Origin of the sequence: Streptomyces sp. Z26 (genome assembly GCF_003665095.1) — a bacterium.
GTDB classification, from domain to species: Bacteria; Actinomycetota; Actinomycetes; order Streptomycetales; family Streptomycetaceae; genus Streptomyces; species Streptomyces phytohabitans.
In genome coordinates, this window is the sequence record NZ_RCHV01000002.1 from 6,063,968 (window position 1) to 6,079,480 (window position 15,513).

The window sequence follows — 15,513 nt, forward strand, 5'->3', positions numbered from 1 at the left end:
AAGGCAAGGCGATGTGTCGGCGCTGTCGCGTCGCCGCAGGCCAGAGCGCCCGTGGCGGAACGGTGTGTGGTGTACGTCTCCCGCCGGACCCCGCGTCCGCCACCGTCGCGTCCACCCGGACGGACGGACGGACGGACGGCTACGCGCGCGCCCGCGGCCGCCGGTCGGCCAGCAGCACCGCGCAGGACGCGGCCCCGAGCAGCCCGCCGAGGAGGAACGCGCCGCGCACGCCCGCGTACGGCAGCGCGAGCGCGCCGAGGGCGGCGCCCGCCGCCATCCCGGCGTGGTACGCGCCGGAGTTGGCCGCGAGCGCCAGGTCCGTACGGCCGGGCGCGCAGCGCAGCACCGCGTGCTGCGCGGCCAGGAACACCGGGCCCAGCGCGCCACCCGTCACCAGCAGGAACACCACGGCCGCGGCCGGACGCCCGCCCGCCGCCCACAGGCCCAGCAGCCCGGCGCCCTGCGCCGCCACCGCGACGGCCAGCACGGCGTCGGGGAAGCGTCGAGGAGCGCGCCCGCGACCCCCGTACCGGCGAGGCACGCCGCGCCGAACGCGACCAGCAGCAGCGCGACCGCGTCCGGCGCGAAGCCGCTCACGTCGCCGAGGAACGGCACCACGTACGTGAAGCCCGCGAACCCGCCCGTGGCCGACAGCGCCCCGGCCGCCAGCACCGTACGGAAGCGGCGGGCGTCGGGGCGCGTGCCGTACGCGGCGCGCTCCGCGCCCGGCGCGGCGGTCGGCAGCAGCGCCGCCACCAGCACGAGGGGCACCAGCCCGAGAACGGCGGGTACGGCGACGGACAGCCGCCAGTCCGCGACCCGCCCCAGCCAGGTCCCGGCGGGCACCCCGGCGACCAGCGCCAACGACCCGGCGACGGACAGCGCCCCCATAACCCGCCCGCGGACCCCGGACGGGAACAGGCCCACCGCGACCGGCCCCAGCACCGCCCAGAACAGCGCCTGGGCCAGGGCGGTCGCCACCCGCGCGGCCAGCAGCTGCCCGTACGAGGCGGCCAGCGACGCGGCGAGGCCGGACCCGACGAGCGCGGCCAGCACCCCGGTGAGCACGTGGCGCCGGGGGACGGCGCGTACGGCGTGGGTGAGGGGGAGCGAGGCGACGGCCACGGTGAGGGCGTAGCCGGTGACGAGCAGGCCGACGGCGGGCACGGGCACGCGCAGGTCGGCGGAGACCGGCTCCAGCAGGCCGACGGGGAGGTTCTCGGCGGTGTTGAACGCGAACGCCGCCAGCATCAGCGCGGCGAGCAGCGTACGGGGGTGCCGGGGCGCGGGCCGTGGGGCGCCGCCGTCGCGCGCGTACGCCCGTTGCGCGCCCCCGTGCCGTTCCGTCGCCCCGTCCACGGGGACAGCCCAGCGGGCGGACCGGGGCCGCCGCAACCAAGTTCCCCGGCGGGGGAGTCGGGCGGTGCGGGTGCTCCGTACCGCCCGACTGCCGTACGGCTAGCGCTTCTTGCCGCCGCCGCCGAGCAGGCCCGCGCGGCGCAGCGCGTCGGCCATCTCGCTGTTGGCGGGCGGCGCCGCCTCGCGGCGCTTGCCGCCGCCACCGGCGCCACCGCGCCCGCCGCCCGGCCCCTGACCGCCCTGGCGCTGGCGCGGGGCGCCGCCGCCGGGTCCGCCGCGTCCGCGCCGCCGGTCGCCCGAACCGCCCGCGCCCGCACCGGAGTCGGCACCGGCCGCACCGCCCGTACGTTCGCCCGCCGCCTCGTCGTCGAGCCGCAGCGTCAGCGAGATGCGCTTCCGCGCCACGTCCACGTCCTGCACCTTCACCCGTACGATGTCGCCGGGCTTCACCACGTCGCGCGGGTCCTTCACGAACGTCCGCGACATCGCGGACACGTGCACCAGCCCGTCCTGGTGGACGCCGACGTCCACGAAGGCGCCGAACGCCGCCACGTTCGTCACGACCCCCTCCAGCACCATCCCCGGAGTCAGGTCGCCCAGCTTCTCGACGCCCTCCTTGAACGTGGCCGTACGGAACGCGGGCCGCGGGTCGCGCCCCGGCTTCTCCAGCTCCCGGAGGATGTCCGTCACGGTCGGCAGCCCGAACGCGTCGTCGACGAAGTCGTCGGGGCGCAGCGTGCGCAGCACCGCCGTGTTCCCGATGAGGGAGGGCACCTCGGTGCCCGCGGACCGGACGATCGTGCGCACCAGCGGGTACGACTCCGGGTGCACGGCGGAGGCGTCCAGCGGGTCCGTGCCGCCGAGGACGCGCAGGAAGCCCGCGCACTGCTCGTACGCCTTCGGGCCGAGCCGTGCGACGTCCTTCAGCTGCTTGCGGTCCCCGAACGGGCCGTTGCTGTCGCGGTGCGCCACGATGTTCTCGGCCAGTCCGCCGCTGATGCCGGACACGCGTGAGAGGAGCGGCGCCGAGGCGGTGTTGACGTCGACGCCGACGCCGTTCACACAGTCCTCGACGACCGCGTCCAGCGAACGGGACAGCTTCACCTCGGCCAGGTCGTGCTGGTACTGCCCGACGCCGATCGACTTCGGGTCGATCTTGACCAGTTCGGCCAGCGGGTCCTGGAGGCGGCGCGCGATGGAGACGGCGCCGCGCAGCGACACGTCCAGGTCGGGCAGCTCCTGCGAGGCGAACGCGGAGGCGGAGTAGACCGAGGCCCCCGCCTCCGACACCATCACCTTCGTCAGCTTCAACTCCGGCCGCTTCGCGATGAGTTCGGCCGCCAGCTTGTCCGTCTCGCGGGACGCGGTGCCGTTGCCGATCGCCACCAGCTCCACCTGGTGCCGGGCCGCGAGCGCCGCCAGCGTCTCCAGCGAGCGCTCCCACTGCTTCTGCGGCGCGTGCGGGTAGATCGTGCTGGTCTCGGCCACCTTGCCGGTGGCGTCCACGACGGCCACCTTGACGCCCGTACGCAGCCCCGGGTCCAGGCCCATCGTGGCGCGGGTACCGGCGGGCGCGGCCAGCAGCAGGTCGCGGAGGTTGGCCGCGAAGACCCGTACGGCCTCGTCCTCGGCCTCCGTGCGCAGCCGCAGCCGCAGGTCGATGCCGAGGTGCACCAGGATGCGGGTGCGCCAGGCCCAACGGACCGTGTCCGCCAGCCACTTGTCGGCGGGACGGCCGCGGTCCGCGATGCCGAAGCGGTGCGCGACGGCGCGCTCGTACGTGCTCGGCACGGGCCTGCCCGACGCGTCCACCGCGGGTTCCGCACCCGGCTCGGGCTCGGGCTCCGGCTCCAGGGCGAGGTCCAGGACCTCCTCCTTCTCGCCGCGCAGCATCGCCAGCACGCGGTGCGAGGGCAGCTCCGTGAACGCCTCGGCGTAGTCGAAGTAGTCCTTGAACTTCGCGCCCTGCTCCTCCTTGCCCTCCCGCACCTTCGCGCCCAGGCGGCCCCGCGACCACATGCGTTCGCGCAGCTCACCGATCAGGTCGGCGTCCTCACCGAACCGTTCCGCGAGGATCGCGCGCGCCCCCTCCAGCGCGGCGGCGGTGTCCGCGACGCCCTTCTCCCCGTCCACGTAACCCGCCGCGGCGGCCTCGGGCTCCGTACCCGGGTCGGCCAGCAGGCCGTCCGCCAGCGGCTCCAGCCCGGCCTCGCGCGCGATCTGCGCCTTGGTGCGCCGCTTCGGCTTGAACGGCAGGTAGATGTCCTCCAGCCGCGCCTTCGTCTCCGCGGCGCGGATACGGGCCTCCAGCGCGTCTTCGAGCTTGCCCTGCGACCGTACGGAGTCGAGGATCGCGTCGCGCCGCTCCTCCAGCTCGCGCAGGTAGCGCAGCCGCTCCTCCAGCGTGCGCAGTTGGGCGTCGTCGAGCAGCTCCGTCGCCTCTTTGCGGTACCGGGCGATGAACGGGACGGTCGAACCGCCGTCGAGCAGTTCCACCGCGGCCCTGACCTGCCGCTCCCGTACGCCGAGCTCCTCGGCGATCCTGCCTTCGATGCTGGTCGTCACGTTGATCCGTTCCGCCTTGTCGCTGCCAGTTGCTCCCGGATGTGCCCCGGTGAGCCTGCATTGTGGCAGGCGGCCCCGGTCGGCGGACGCCGGGACGCGCCCCGCGCACGGCTGTGCCCGGGGCGGCCGCGCGCGTCGCGGGGCCGCCCCGGGCACGGGGTCCCGTCCGGTACCGGGAGGGGCTACGGGGTGGTGCCGGGGGTGTTACGGGTGGTGACGCCGTACGGTCAGGTCCGGCGGCCCGCCCTGGAGGCGCCGCTGAACAGGCGCGCCACGGCGCGGAACGGCAGGGTCACGATGGTGGCGATCGCGCCACCGATCATCCGGAAGATGTCAGCTATGGCCTTCATGGGTCCCGAGTTGCCGCCGCGGCCGTTCCCAAACCCCGCCCGGCGCGCCGCGTTTCCCACGCGGCGGGCCGGGCGGGTCCGTCCCCGGACGGTCAGCCCTTGCCGAACAGGTCCGCGGGGAAGGCGCCGTTCTCCAACGCGGACTTGGTGAAGCCCGTGGCCAGATCCGTCAGCCGGGCCACGCCGTCCGCGCCCAGCAGCTCGTACGGCCCCCGGTCCAGCTCGTCGGTGTCGTCCTCCAGCCGCTTGCGCAACGCCAGCCCGTCCTCGGTGAGTTCGCCCCCGGCGTCCAGCAACCCCCGGTCGCGCAGCCGGTCCTGGGCCGCGGTCCAGTCCTGCTCGTTGTAACCCCGGGTGGACAGCACCCACTTGGGGGCCATCCCGCGCCCGCTCGCCGTATGGCTGACCAGGGCCTCCAGCGGGTCGAGCGAGGCGTGCTGGAGGACGGCGACGTGCGCGTCCCCACGGTGCTCGCGCAGCAGCGTGGCGGCGTGCCACAGCGCGAGGTGCGGGTCGTCGGGCACGGGCAGGTCGGCGTGGGCGGCGTACAGCGGGCGGCCGGGCCGGGTGCAGCCGCGGGCGGCCTCCAGGGCCAGCTCCGCCGCCTCGCGGACCTCGCTCCCGGCGACGGTCTCCTCGCCCAGCAGCCTGCGCAGCGTCACGTCCACGGAGCGCAGCCGCGCGGCGAGCACCGTCTCGGGCGAGGCGAAGTCCCAGACCTCGGGCACGAAACGGGCGACGAGGGTGTGGTTGAAGTTGTAGAAGGACGCCGTGACCGCCCCCGGGCCCACCGCGCCCATCGCCGCGGCCCGCCCGGCGAGGTAGACCGCCGAGGGGTCCTCGATGCCGTACGGCGCCAGCTCCTTCGCCAGGTCGGGTGCGAAGTACGCGGCGGAGTGCAGCGGGTTCAGGACGTTGTGGCAGCGTCGTCCTGCGCGCTCGGGGAGAGTCGTCATGGCCTCACGTTACCGAGGGGTAAATGTGGGACGGAAGGGGATGCAAGCATTCCGTCCGGCCTGTGCGAGACCTGCGCGCGGCCTCTGCGGGACCTGCACGCGAGCGCCGTACGGGGCGTACGGGCCGCGTGTGCCCGTACGGGCGCCGGTGGGGCGCCGTACGGACCGTACGGGCGTCCCGTGGCCCGTACGGGCGGCGCACGGGTCGTACGGCGCGCCCCGGCCGGTCAGAGCGACCAGCCGAAGCGCGGGGCCCGCCGTTCGAGGAACGCGCCGACACCCTCCGCCAGCTCGTCGCCCGCGGCCGACTCCCGCCGCCAGTACGCGACGCGCGCCGCGTCCACGGGGCCGTCGGCGAACTCCTTGGCCGCCGCCTGCGTCAGCTGCGAGCGGGTCGCGAGCAGCTCGGTGAAGGCGGCCACCCGCGCGTCCAGGTCCCCGTCGGGGTGCACCTCGTCCGCCAGCCCGCAGAGCAGCGCGCGCCCGGTCCCGATCAGCTCGCCGGAGAACAGCAGGTACTTGGCGGTGGCGGGCCCGACCAGCCGGACCAGCCGCCGGGTGGACGTCGCCGGATAGACGATCCCCAGCTTCGCCGGTGTCACCCCGAACAGCGCGCCCTCGGCGGCGAACCTCAGGTCGCAGGCGGCGGCGAGCTGGCAGCCGCCGCCCACGCAGTGGCCCCGTACGACGGCGAGCGTGGGCTTGGGGAAGGCGGCGAGGGCGTCCTCGGCGGCCACCGCCAGCTCCTGCGCGTCGCGCGCGGGGGCGGTCGTGGCGGTCGGGGGCGTGCCGTTCACCGCGCCGGGGTCGTTCTCCGTGCGGGGGTCGTTCACCGCGCCGGACCCCTGCGTCCCATCGGGCTCGTACTCACCGCCGGCCCCGTGCGTACCGCTGGCCTCGTCCGTCCCGCCGTGACCGAGGTGCGCGCGGAGCGTGCTGATGTCCGCACCCGCGCAGAAAGTGCCGTTCGCGCCGGTCAGGACCAGTGCGCGCACGGACGTGTCGCTGGCAAGTGCCGCCAGGAGTACGGGGAGTTGCCGCCACATCGCCGGTGTCATCGCGTTTCGCTTCGCGGGGTGACGGATGGTGACCGTAGCGACTCCGTTGTGCCGCTGCGTGTCCAAGACGGCCTCGGTCGACTCCATGAGCGCGATCGTATCCCGCGCGGCGGTCACGGAAAGTTGCATTCGCCAGGCCAAGTCCGATCAGGCATGACCAAAAGGCATAGTTATTTTGTCAAGTTCCATCGATAAGTGCCGACTTCCATTCACTGCACCGGGCATCGGGTGTGAGATATCAACACTCGATGCAAGAACAGATGCAAGAACACTCGATGGGAGCGGGGTGCGGGAGATGAAGATCCGCGGGAGTCTGTCGCCGGAGACCGGTGGTGGCCGCGCCCCGGTCGTGACACCGGTTCAGGAGCGCGCCATGCCTCTCTGGTACGAGGGCACCTGGCGGTTCAGTGCCCCACCGGTCGACACCGCGGTGCCCCAACTGCGGCACGCCGTCCGGGACCTGGTGCGCAGACAGCGCGCACCGCTGACGGACGACCTGCTCGACGGCCTGCTGCTGATCGTCTCCGAGCTGGTCACCAACTCCGTACGCCACGCGGCCCTCCTCTCACCCGAGGTCGGCGTGGAGGTCACCCTCGGCGCGTCGTGGGTGCGGATCGCCGTCGAGGACTCGCACCCGTACCGGCCGAAGGCCCTGGAGGCCGACCCCGACCGGCAGCACACCGGGGGGCGCGGCCTCCTCCTCGTCAAGGCGGTCACCGCCGAGGCGGGCGGCGTCTGCGACGTGGAGCAGACGAGCTCCGGCGGGAAGGTAATCTGGGCGGCCCTGCCGCTGCCGGGCACCTGCGGCGGCGAGCCGCTGCCCGGCCCGCCCGCGGTCTGACGCTGACGCCCCTCCCGGCTCCGCACCCTCCCCGGCGGCCGTGCGTCGCCGGTCACGACGCGCGGCCGCCGATGGGAGCGTTACCAGCCGGCGGTGGGCCCGGTCAGCTCCCGGATCACCGGCCGGGCCGCGTCCAGCACCGTCATGAACCACGTCGAGAACGGCCCGTCCGCGTGCCGCTTCTCCAACTCGCCCGGCGAGACGAACACCGTCTCCGCGATCTCCTCGGCGTCGGGCCGCAGTTCACCCCGTACGAAGCCCGCGAAGAGGTGGTTGTACTCCTGCTCGACCAGCCCGGACACCGGGTCCGGGTGGTTGTAGCGCACGGTCCCCGCCTCGCTCAGCAGCGTCGGCGCCGTGCCCAGCTCCTCGCCCACCCGCCGGGCGGCGGCCACGAACGGGGGCTCGCCCGGATACGGGTGCCCGCAGCAGGTGTTGGACCACACGCCGGGGGAGTGGTACTTGCCCAGGGCCCGGCGCTGGAGCAGCAGCCTGCCCTGCTCGTCGAAGAGGAAGACGGAGAACGCGCGGTGGAGTCTGCCGGGCGCGACATGGGCGGCCAGTTTCTCGGCGGTGCCGATCGTCCTGCCCTCCTCGTCGACCAGTTCGAGCATGATCGGCTCCGCCGAGCTGTCCGCCATATCGTCCTTCTCCTGTGCTTGTCCGGTTACCCGGCCAGTGTGCCGTATGTCAGTGACACAACCTGGCTTCGTGGACAGCATGTCCACGTGGCTCCAGCTGGAACGTGCAGTGCTCCACGTCGAACCGGGAATCCAGCCTGTACTGCAGTTCGTGCAGCACCCGTTCGTGGCCGACGCCGTCCAACGTGTCCTGGTCCACGACGACATGGGCCGACAGCACCGGCATGCCCGAGGTGATCGTCCACACGTGCAGGTCGTGCAGGTCCTCGACGCCGTGCACGGAGAGGATGTCGCGCCGCAGCTCCTCCATGTCCACGTCCCGGGGCGCCGCTTCGAGGAGTACGTCCAGCGCCTCGCGCGCCAGCCGCAGCGTCCGGGGCACGATCATCACGCCGATCAGCAGCGACGCCACGGGGTCCGCCGCCTGCCAGCCGGTGGCCATGATCACCAGGGCGGAGACCAGCACGGCGACCGAGCCCAGCGCGTCCGCCAGCACCTCCAGGAACGCGCCGCGCACGTTCAGGCTCTCCCGCTGGCCGCGCATGAGCAGCGCGAGGGAGACGAGGTTGGCGAGGAGGCTGAACGCGCCGAAGGCCAGGGTCAACCCGCCGTCCGTCTCGGCCGGTTCGAAGAAGCGCGCGGTGGCCTCGTAGAGGATGTAGCCGCCGACGCCCAGCAGGAGAAGGCAGTTGGCGAGGGCGGCGAGGATCTCCGCGCGGGCGAACCCGAAGGTGCGATGCGCGCTGCTCGGCCGGTTCGCGAAGTGGATCGCGAGCAGCGCCATGCCCAGCCCGAGCGCGTCGGTCGCCATGTGGCCCGCGTCGGCGAGCAGTGCGAGGGAGTCGGCCGCGAGCCCGCCCGCGATCTGCACGACCATCACGCAGAGCGTGATGCCGAGCGCGATCCGCAGCCGTACCCGGTGGGCCGCGGCGGCCGTGCCCGCCGTGCCCGCCGGGAGTGCTCCGTGGTCGTGTCCCGCGCCCATAGTGCCGCCTTCCGCGTCGTGCCGAACGTGCTCACGATCGCCAGTGAACTACGGCCCGGGGGTATCCGGCAACGTGGCACTGAAGACGGTTGTCATCTGCCCTGACCTGCGCTTTTCCTTCCCAGGTCAGAGGGTTGGGCGGGGTGCTCGGACGGGTGGCGCCAGCGCGTCGCTCAGCCGGTCGCGGGGTGCCGCAGGCGCCAGCCCGCCCAGGCGGAGGAGACCATCTCCGGCACGTCCAGCCGGGCCGTCCAGCCCAGTTCCCGCGCGGCCAGGTCGGCGGCGGCCACCACCCGCGCCGGGTCGCCCGCGCGGCGCGGCGCCACCTCGGCGGGGAGGTCGTCGCGGCCGGTGACGTGGGCGACGAGTTCCGCCATCCCGCGTACGGAGACACCCCGCCCGGTGCCGACGTTCACGGTGAGGTCCCCCGGCCCGTCCCCCGTGTCGGCGCCCGCGTCCGGGGTGGTGGCGTCGAGCCGACGGGCAGCCGCCAGATGGGCCTCCGCCAGGTCCTGCACGTGGATGTAGTCGCGGACACAGGTGCCGTCGGGTGTCGGGTAGTCGCCGCCGAAGATCCGGGGCGGCACACCGCGGGTGAGGGCGTCGAAGAACATCGGGACGATGTTGGAGACGCCGGTGTCGGCGAGTTCGGGCCGCACGGCCCCGGCGACGTTGAAGTAACGCAGGCACACCGTGCCGATGCCGTGGGCCCGCCCGGCCGCCCGTACCAGCCACTCGCCGGTGAGCTTCGTCTCGCCGTACGGGTTGATCGGCACGCACGGGGTGTCCTCCCGTACGAGGTCCACGTCCGGGCTGCCGTACACGGCGGCCGACGAGGAGAGGACGAAGCGCCGCACGCCCGCCGCGGCCACCGCCTCCAGCAGCACGGTGAGCCCGTGCACGTTCTCCCGGTAGTAGCGCAGGGGCTGCTCCACCGACTCCGCGACCTGCTTCTTCGCCGCGAGGTGCACCACACCGCGTACGCCGTGCTCCGTCAGCGTGCGGTCGAGCAGGGCGCGGTCCAGGACCGAGCCGCGGACGAGCGGGACCTCGGGCGGCAGCCGGTCCGCGACGCCGCTCGACAGGTCGTCGAGGACGACGACCCGCTCGCCCGCCTCCGCCATCGTCCGCACCACGTGCGCCCCGATGTATCCGGCGCCGCCTGTGATCAACCACGTCATGGCGGCACCCTATCCGGCACGCCACGACCCCGTTTTGGACCTCGGCCCAAGATCAAGCATGCTGTCACCGGCACGGCAACCCCGCCCCGGTGAATGCGCGGTGAACGCCCGCCGCCAACTATCCGATAACCTCTGCCGAATGCCGCCCTCCGGCGAACGGTTGAGGGCGCTCTTCCCGACCGCTGCCCGGACGTTACGCCGTCCTGCCGCGGACGTGCCAGCCGCCAAGGAGTGAGACCGCTGTCCACCGCCATCCTCACCGGTCAACCGGTCGCCGGGTCGCCGCTGGAGGGCGATCTGTGGTCGCTGGGTTTCGAGGTGCGGATGGTGCCGGACGCGTCGGGCGCGGCCGCCGCGCTGGGCGAGGTGCCCGCCGGTGACCGGGTCGCCGTCGTGGACGCCCGCTTCGTCGGCCACCGGCACGCCCTCCGGCTCGCCCTGACCGACCCCCGCTTCCCGGCCGCCGCCGTCCCCGGCGCGGTGACCGTGCGGCCGGAGGCCCGTACGGCGCTGGCGCGCGCCCTCGCGGCGGACGCGAGCCCCGGCGCGGACCCCGAAGCGGCCCCGGACCCCGGCCCGGACCCCGACGCGTCGGCCGCCGTCCGTACGCGCCCCGGCACCCGTACCCTCCCCGACACCCTCGCCGCCGCCCTCGACGCCGACGGCACCGCCGTCCACCGGCCCGAACTCGGCGTGCTCGTCGCCACCGTGCCCACCGACGACGCGGAGCGGAGCGCGGCGGCCGAGGCCGTCGCGGCCGTCGACGACGAGGCCGTACGGCTGCGCGGCGCCGTGAAGTCCCGCGACGGCTTCTTCACCACCTTCTGCGTCAGCCCGTACTCCCGCTACCTCGCCCGCTGGTGCGCCCGGCGCGGCCTCACCCCGAACCAGGTGACGACCGCCTCCCTGGTCACCGCCCTCGTCGCGGCGGGCGCGGCCGCGACCGGCACCCGCGGCGGGTTCGTCGCGGCGGGCCTGCTGCTGCTCGCCTCCTTCGTACTCGACTGCACCGACGGGCAGTTGGCCCGTTACGCGCTCAAGTACTCGACGATGGGCGCCTGGCTCGACGCCACCTTCGACCGCGCCAAGGAGTACGCCTACTACGCGGGCCTCGCGCTGGGCGCCGCGCGCGGCGGCGACGACGTGTGGGCGCTCGCGCTCGGCGCCATGGTGCTCCAGACCGCGCGCCACGTCGTCGACTTCTCCTTCACCGAGGCCAACCACGACGCCACCGCCAACACCAGCCCCACGGCGGCCCTTTCGGACCGTCTCGACAGCGCGGGCTGGACGGTGTGGGCGCGCCGCATGATCGTGCTGCCGATCGGTGAGCGGTGGGCGCTGATCGCCGTGCTCACCGCGTGCACCACACCGCGTACCACCCTCTGGGTGCTCATCGCGGGCTGCGCCTTCGCGGCCTGCTACACCACGGCCGGACGCGTGCTGCGCTCGGTGACCCGCCGGGCGGAGCGCACCGACCGGGCCGCGCTCGCCCTCGCGGAGCTGGCGGACAGCGGCGCCGCCGCCGCGCTCGTCGCGCACGGCGCAGTCCCCGCCGCCCGCCGCCTCGGCGGCCTGCCCCTCGCGCCGACGGCCGCCGCGCTCGGCGCCGCCGCCGTCACGGGTACGGCGCTGTGGGCGCCGGTCGGGAGCTGGTGGCCGGTCGCGGGCGCGCTGGCGTACCTGCTGCTCGCCGGGGTCGCGGTGGCCCGGCCGTTGAAGGGCCCGCTGGACTGGCTGGTTCCGCCCTTCTTCCGTATGGCGGAATACTGCACACTGCTGGTGCTCGCGGCCCGTTCCGAGGTGAACGGCGCGTTGCCCGCCGCTTTCGGGCTGGTGGCCGCCGTCGCCTACCATCACTACGACACGGTGTACCGCATCCGCGGCGGCACGGGAGCGCCTCCGCTCCCGCTGGTGCGGGCGATCGGGGGGCACGAGGGACGGACCCTGGCGGTCACCGTCGCCGCCGCCCTCTGGGCGGGCGGCACCGGACAAGGCTTCACCCTCGCGCTGACCGTGCTCGCCGCGGCCATCGCGGCCGGGGTGCTCAGCGAGAGCGTCCGCTTCTGGGTCTCCTCCGGAGCACCCGCCGTACACGACGAAACAGGAGAACCCGCATGATCGGCCTCGTGCTGGCCGCTGGCGCCGGACGGCGTCTGCGTCCCTACACCGACACCCTGCCGAAGGCACTCGTCCCGGTCGGCCCCGAGGGGGAGGGGGAGCCCAAGACCATCCTCGACCTCACCCTCGCGAACTTCGCCGAGGTCGGCCTGACCGACGTCGCCGTGGTCGTGGGCTACCGCAAGGAGGCGGTGTACGCGCGCAAGGCCGAGCTGGAGCGCACGTACGGCGTCACCCTCACCCTCATCGACAACGACAAGGCCGAGGAGTGGAACAACGCCTACTCCCTCTGGTGCGCCCGTGACGTCCTCAAGCAGGGCGCCCTCCTCGCCAACGGCGACACCGTGCACCCCGTCTCCGTGGAGAAGACGCTGCTCGCCGCCCGCGGCCACGGGCAGAAGGTGATCCTCGCCCTCGACACCGTCAAGCAGCTCGCGGACGAGGAGATGAAGGTCGTCACCGACCCGGAGAAGGGCGTTCAGCGCATCACGAAGCTGATGGACCCGGCGGACGCCACCGGCGAGTACATCGGTCTCACCCTCATCGAGGCCGAGGCCGCCGAGGAGCTGGCCGACGCGCTGAAGACGACCTTCGAGCGCGACCCCGACCTCTACTACGAGGACGGTTACCAGGAGCTGGTCAACCGCGGCTTCAAGGTCGACGTCGCGCCCATCGGCGACGTCTCGTGGGTCGAGATCGACAACCACGACGACCTCGCCAAGGGACGGGAGATCGCATGCCGGTACTGACCCGACTGATCCCGTCCCCCCTGACGGTCGACATCCGGGCCGGTGCACTCAACGACCTCGGCAACCTCCTGGCCGACCAGCGCATCTCGCCGTCCGGCAAGCTCGCGGTCGCCATCAGCCCCCGTTCGGGGCAGGCGCTGCGGGACCGGATCTCCCCGGTGCTGCCGGGCGCCCAGTGGTTCGACGCGGCGGACGGCACGATCGACGGTGCCGTACGCCTCGCCGACGACATCAAGAAGTCCGGGCGCTACGACGCGGTCGTCGGCCTCGGCGGCGGCAAGGTCATCGACTCCGCGAAGTACGCCGCGTCGCGCGTCGGCCTGCCCATGGTCGCCGTCGCCACCAACCTGGCGAACGACGGCCTGTGTTCACCCGTCTCCACCCTGGACAACGACGCGGGCCGCGGCTCGTACGGCGTGCCCAACCCGATCGCGATCGTCATCGACCTCGACGTGATCCGCGAGGCCCCGGTGCGGTACGTACGCGCCGGGATCGGTGACGCGATCAGCAACATCTCGGCCGTCGCGGACTGGGAGCTGTCCCACCGCGTCACGGGTGAGGCGTTCGAGGGGCTGGCCGCAGCGATGGCGCGCAGCGCGGGCGACTCGGTGCTGCGCAACCCCGGCGGCATCGGTGACGACGACTTCCTCGTCATCTACGCCGAGGCGCTGGTGCTCACCGGCATCTCCATGTCCATCGCCGGCGACAGCCGGCCCGCGTCCGGAGCGTGCCACGAGATCTGCCACGCGCTGGACCTGATGTACCCCAAGCGCTCCGCGCTCCACGGTGAGCAGTGCGGACTCGGCGCGGCCTTCGCGATGCACCTGCGGGGCGCGCACGAGGAGGCCGGGGTCATCGCGGAAGTCCTGCGGCGGCACGGCCTGCCCGTGCTGTCCACCGAGATCGGCTTCGACGCGGACGAGTTCGTCGCCGCCGTCGAGTACGCGCCGCAGACCCGCCCGGGGCGCTACACGATCCTCGAGCACCTCGACCTGTCAGCCGACCAGATCAGGGACGCGTACGCCGAATATGCACAAGCCATCGGTAGCTGAACTCCGGCCGGTCGTCCACCCCGACGGGGTGAAGGACCGCCGCAGCGGTGAGCACTGGGCCGGGCGCCTGTACATGCGGGAGATCTCGCTGCGCTGCGACCCGTACCTGGTGAACACCCGCATCACGCCCAACCAGCTGACGTACCTGATGGTCGTCGCGGGCGTCCTGGCGGGCGCGGCACTCCTGGTGCCGGGCCTGCCGGGGGCGCTGCTGGGCGCTCTGCTCATCCAGCTGTACCTGCTGCTGGACTGCGTGGACGGGGAGGTCGCCCGCTGGCGCGGCCAGACGTCGATAACCGGCGTGTACCTCGACCGCGTCGGCCACTACCTGTCCGAGGCCGCCCTGCTGGTCGGCTTCGGCGTGCGGGCGGCCGACGTCTTCCATGTCGAGGGCGACCGTACGAACTGGCTGTGGGCGTTCGTCGGAACGGTCGCCGCGCTCGGCGCGATCCTCATCAAGGCCGAGACCGACCTGGTCGACGTGGCGCGGGCGCGCAGCGGCCTCGCGGCCGTCAAGGACGAGGCGGCGACGCCCCGTTCCTCCGGGCTGGCGCTCGCGCGGCGGGCGGCGGCGGCGCTCAAGTTCCACCGGCTGGTGGGCGGCGTCGAGGCGTCGCTGCTGATCCTCTTCGTGGCCGTGCTGGACCTGGTGCGCGGCGACCTGTTCTTCACCCGGCTCGGCGTCGCGGTGCTGGCGGCCATCGCCGTCCTCCAGACGCTGCTGCACCTGGTGTCCATCCTCGCGTCGAGCAGGCTGAAGTGAGCGGCCCGGTGACGCGGCTGGGCGCGGTCGTCCTCACGATGGGCAACCGCCCCGAGGAACTCCGCGCGCTGCTCGACTCGGTGGCCAAGCAGGACGGCGACCCGGTGGAGGTCGTGGTGGTGGGTAACGGGGCGCCGTTGCCCGAGTTGCCGGAAGGTGTACGGACGGTCGAGCTTCCGGAAAATCTCGGCATCCCCGGTGGGCGCAATGTCGGGATCGAGGCGTTCGGCCCCGGTGGCACCGACGTCGACGCGCTCCTGTTCCTGGACGATGACGGGCTGCTGCCACTGAACGACACGGCGGAGCTGTGCCGTTCGGCGTTCACGGCCGACCCGGAGCTCGGCATCATCAGCTTCCGCATCGCGGACCCCGACACGGGCGAGACCCAGCGCCGCCACGTCCCCCGGCTGCGCGCCTCGGACCCGCTCCGTTCCTCCCGCGTCACCACCTTCCTGGGCGGCGCGAACGCCGTACGCACGGAGGTGCTGGCGCAGGTCGGCGGGTTGCCCGACGAGTTCTTCTACGCGCACGAGGAGACCGATCTGGCATGGCGCGCGCAGGACGCGGGCTGGGCGATCGACTACCGCGCCGACATGGTGCTGCACCATCCGACCACCGCGCCCAGCCGCCACGCGGTCTACCACCGCATGGTGGCCCGCAACCGCGTCTGGCTGGCCCGGCGCAACCTGCCGCTGCCGCTCATCCCCGCGTACCTCGGCACATGGCTGCTGCTGACGCTCCTGCGGCGGCCGTCGCGGCCCGCGCTCCGCGCGTGGCTCGGCGGCTTCCGCGAGGGCTGGAGCAGCCCGTGCGGGCCGCGCAGACCGATGAGCTGGCGGACGGTCTGGCGGCTCACCCGGCTGGGCCGCCCTCCCGTGATCTGACAAGCTCGGGT

Annotated in this window: 13 protein-coding genes and 1 pseudogene; 6 read left to right on the forward strand and 8 right to left on the reverse strand. The window is 73.6% G+C overall.

Annotated features, from left to right (window positions below):
- Positions 1–139 precede the first annotated feature (139 nt).
- The 5 genes and pseudogenes from D7M15_RS26210 to D7M15_RS26225 all read right to left on the reverse strand — a co-directional run bounded on the left by D7M15_RS26210 (position 140) and on the right by D7M15_RS26225 (position 6,375).
- Positions 140–1,251, reverse strand: a pseudogene (locus D7M15_RS26210) (MFS transporter).
- A gap of 207 nt (positions 1,252–1,458) precedes the next feature.
- Positions 1,459–3,924 (reverse strand): Tex family protein, encoded by a 2,466-nt coding sequence (locus D7M15_RS26215; RefSeq protein WP_121519754.1) that lies wholly within the window; start codon positions 3,922–3,924, stop codon positions 1,459–1,461.
- 227 nt (positions 3,925–4,151) lie between these two features.
- Positions 4,152–4,274, reverse strand: a complete 123-nt coding sequence (locus tag D7M15_RS29455) for an LPFR motif small protein (protein ID WP_276314477.1) — start codon at positions 4,272–4,274, stop codon at positions 4,152–4,154.
- Between the two features lie 92 nt (positions 4,275–4,366).
- Entirely contained in the window at positions 4,367–5,230 is an 864-nt protein-coding gene (locus tag D7M15_RS26220) for a hypothetical protein (protein WP_121519755.1), read from the reverse strand.
- 227 nt (positions 5,231–5,457) lie between these two features.
- The gene (locus tag D7M15_RS26225; protein ID WP_121521426.1) at positions 5,458–6,375 is read right to left on the reverse strand and encodes an enoyl-CoA hydratase/isomerase family protein; all 918 of its coding nucleotides are present in this window, start codon (positions 6,373–6,375) and stop codon (positions 5,458–5,460) included.
- Positions 6,376–6,661: 286 nt separating this feature from the next.
- Between D7M15_RS26225 and D7M15_RS26230 the strand changes: the two genes are divergently transcribed.
- Positions 6,662–7,129, forward strand: a complete 468-nt coding sequence (locus tag D7M15_RS26230) for an ATP-binding protein (RefSeq protein ID WP_240649500.1) — start codon at positions 6,662–6,664, stop codon at positions 7,127–7,129.
- A gap of 80 nt (positions 7,130–7,209) precedes the next feature.
- Here the strand turns inward: D7M15_RS26230 and idi are convergent, their stop codons facing one another.
- The 3 genes from idi to galE form a co-directional block, all read right to left on the reverse strand.
- Positions 7,210–7,770, reverse strand: a complete 561-nt coding sequence (gene idi, locus D7M15_RS26235; RefSeq protein ID WP_121519756.1) for an isopentenyl-diphosphate Delta-isomerase — start codon at positions 7,768–7,770, stop codon at positions 7,210–7,212.
- Positions 7,771–7,819: 49 nt separating this feature from the next.
- Positions 7,820–8,755, reverse strand: coding sequence for a cation diffusion facilitator family transporter (locus D7M15_RS26240; RefSeq protein ID WP_121519757.1), 936 nt, complete (start codon positions 8,753–8,755; stop codon positions 7,820–7,822).
- Between the two features lie 173 nt (positions 8,756–8,928).
- Complete coding sequence (gene galE / locus D7M15_RS26245; RefSeq protein WP_121519758.1) at positions 8,929–9,936, reverse strand: UDP-glucose 4-epimerase GalE; 1,008 nt, start codon at positions 9,934–9,936, stop codon at positions 8,929–8,931.
- Positions 9,937–10,176: 240 nt separating this feature from the next.
- Here galE and D7M15_RS26250 point away from each other — a divergent pair, with 240 nt between their 5' ends.
- The 5 genes from D7M15_RS26250 to D7M15_RS26270 are packed head-to-tail and all read left to right on the forward strand — an operon-like array spanning position 10,177 to position 15,502.
- Complete coding sequence (locus tag D7M15_RS26250; RefSeq protein ID WP_121521438.1) at positions 10,177–12,054, forward strand: DUF5941 domain-containing protein; 1,878 nt, start codon at positions 10,177–10,179, stop codon at positions 12,052–12,054.
- The gene (locus D7M15_RS26255; protein WP_121519759.1) at positions 12,051–12,803 is read left to right on the forward strand and encodes a phosphocholine cytidylyltransferase family protein; all 753 of its coding nucleotides are present in this window, start codon (positions 12,051–12,053) and stop codon (positions 12,801–12,803) included. Before D7M15_RS26250 ends, D7M15_RS26255 begins: the two co-directional genes overlap by 4 nt.
- On the forward strand, positions 12,791–13,855 hold the full coding sequence (locus tag D7M15_RS26260) for an iron-containing alcohol dehydrogenase family protein (RefSeq protein WP_121519760.1): 1,065 nt from the start codon (positions 12,791–12,793) through the stop codon (positions 13,853–13,855). The genes D7M15_RS26255 and D7M15_RS26260 overlap by 13 nt, the downstream gene beginning before the upstream one ends.
- Positions 13,833–14,618 (forward strand): CDP-alcohol phosphatidyltransferase family protein, encoded by a 786-nt coding sequence (locus D7M15_RS26265; protein WP_206337426.1) that lies wholly within the window; start codon positions 13,833–13,835, stop codon positions 14,616–14,618. The genes D7M15_RS26260 and D7M15_RS26265 overlap by 23 nt, the downstream gene beginning before the upstream one ends.
- Before the next feature lie 38 nt (positions 14,619–14,656).
- Complete coding sequence (locus D7M15_RS26270; RefSeq protein WP_121521441.1) at positions 14,657–15,502, forward strand: glycosyltransferase; 846 nt, start codon at positions 14,657–14,659, stop codon at positions 15,500–15,502.
- The last annotated feature ends 11 nt before the right edge of the window (positions 15,503–15,513 follow it).

Bases quoted from the DNA above. Each gene is read 5' to 3' on its own strand.
- D7M15_RS29455 (WP_276314477.1), bottom strand. From the start codon at position 4,274: ATGAAGGCCATAGCTGACATCTTCCGGATGATCGGTGGCGCGATCGCC.
- idi (WP_121519756.1), bottom strand. From the start codon at position 7,770: ATGGCGGACAGCTCGGCGGAGCCGATCATGCTCGAACTGGTCGACGAG.
- D7M15_RS26260 (WP_121519760.1), top strand. From the start codon at position 12,791: ATGCCGGTACTGACCCGACTGATCCCGTCCCCCCTGACGGTCGACATC.
- D7M15_RS26240 (WP_121519757.1), bottom strand. From the start codon at position 8,755: ATGGGCGCGGGACACGACCACGGAGCACTCCCGGCGGGCACGGCGGGC.
- D7M15_RS26220 (WP_121519755.1), bottom strand. From the start codon at position 5,230: ATGACGACTCTCCCCGAGCGCGCAGGACGACGCTGCCACAACGTCCTG.
- D7M15_RS26270 (WP_121521441.1), top strand. From the start codon at position 14,657: ATGGGCAACCGCCCCGAGGAACTCCGCGCGCTGCTCGACTCGGTGGCC.
- D7M15_RS26230 (WP_240649500.1), top strand. From the start codon at position 6,662: ATGCCTCTCTGGTACGAGGGCACCTGGCGGTTCAGTGCCCCACCGGTC.
- D7M15_RS26225 (WP_121521426.1), bottom strand. From the start codon at position 6,375: ATGGAGTCGACCGAGGCCGTCTTGGACACGCAGCGGCACAACGGAGTC.
- galE (WP_121519758.1), bottom strand. From the start codon at position 9,936: ATGACGTGGTTGATCACAGGCGGCGCCGGATACATCGGGGCGCACGTG.
- D7M15_RS26265 (WP_206337426.1), top strand. From the start codon at position 13,833: ATGCACAAGCCATCGGTAGCTGAACTCCGGCCGGTCGTCCACCCCGAC.
- D7M15_RS26255 (WP_121519759.1), top strand. From the start codon at position 12,051: ATGATCGGCCTCGTGCTGGCCGCTGGCGCCGGACGGCGTCTGCGTCCC.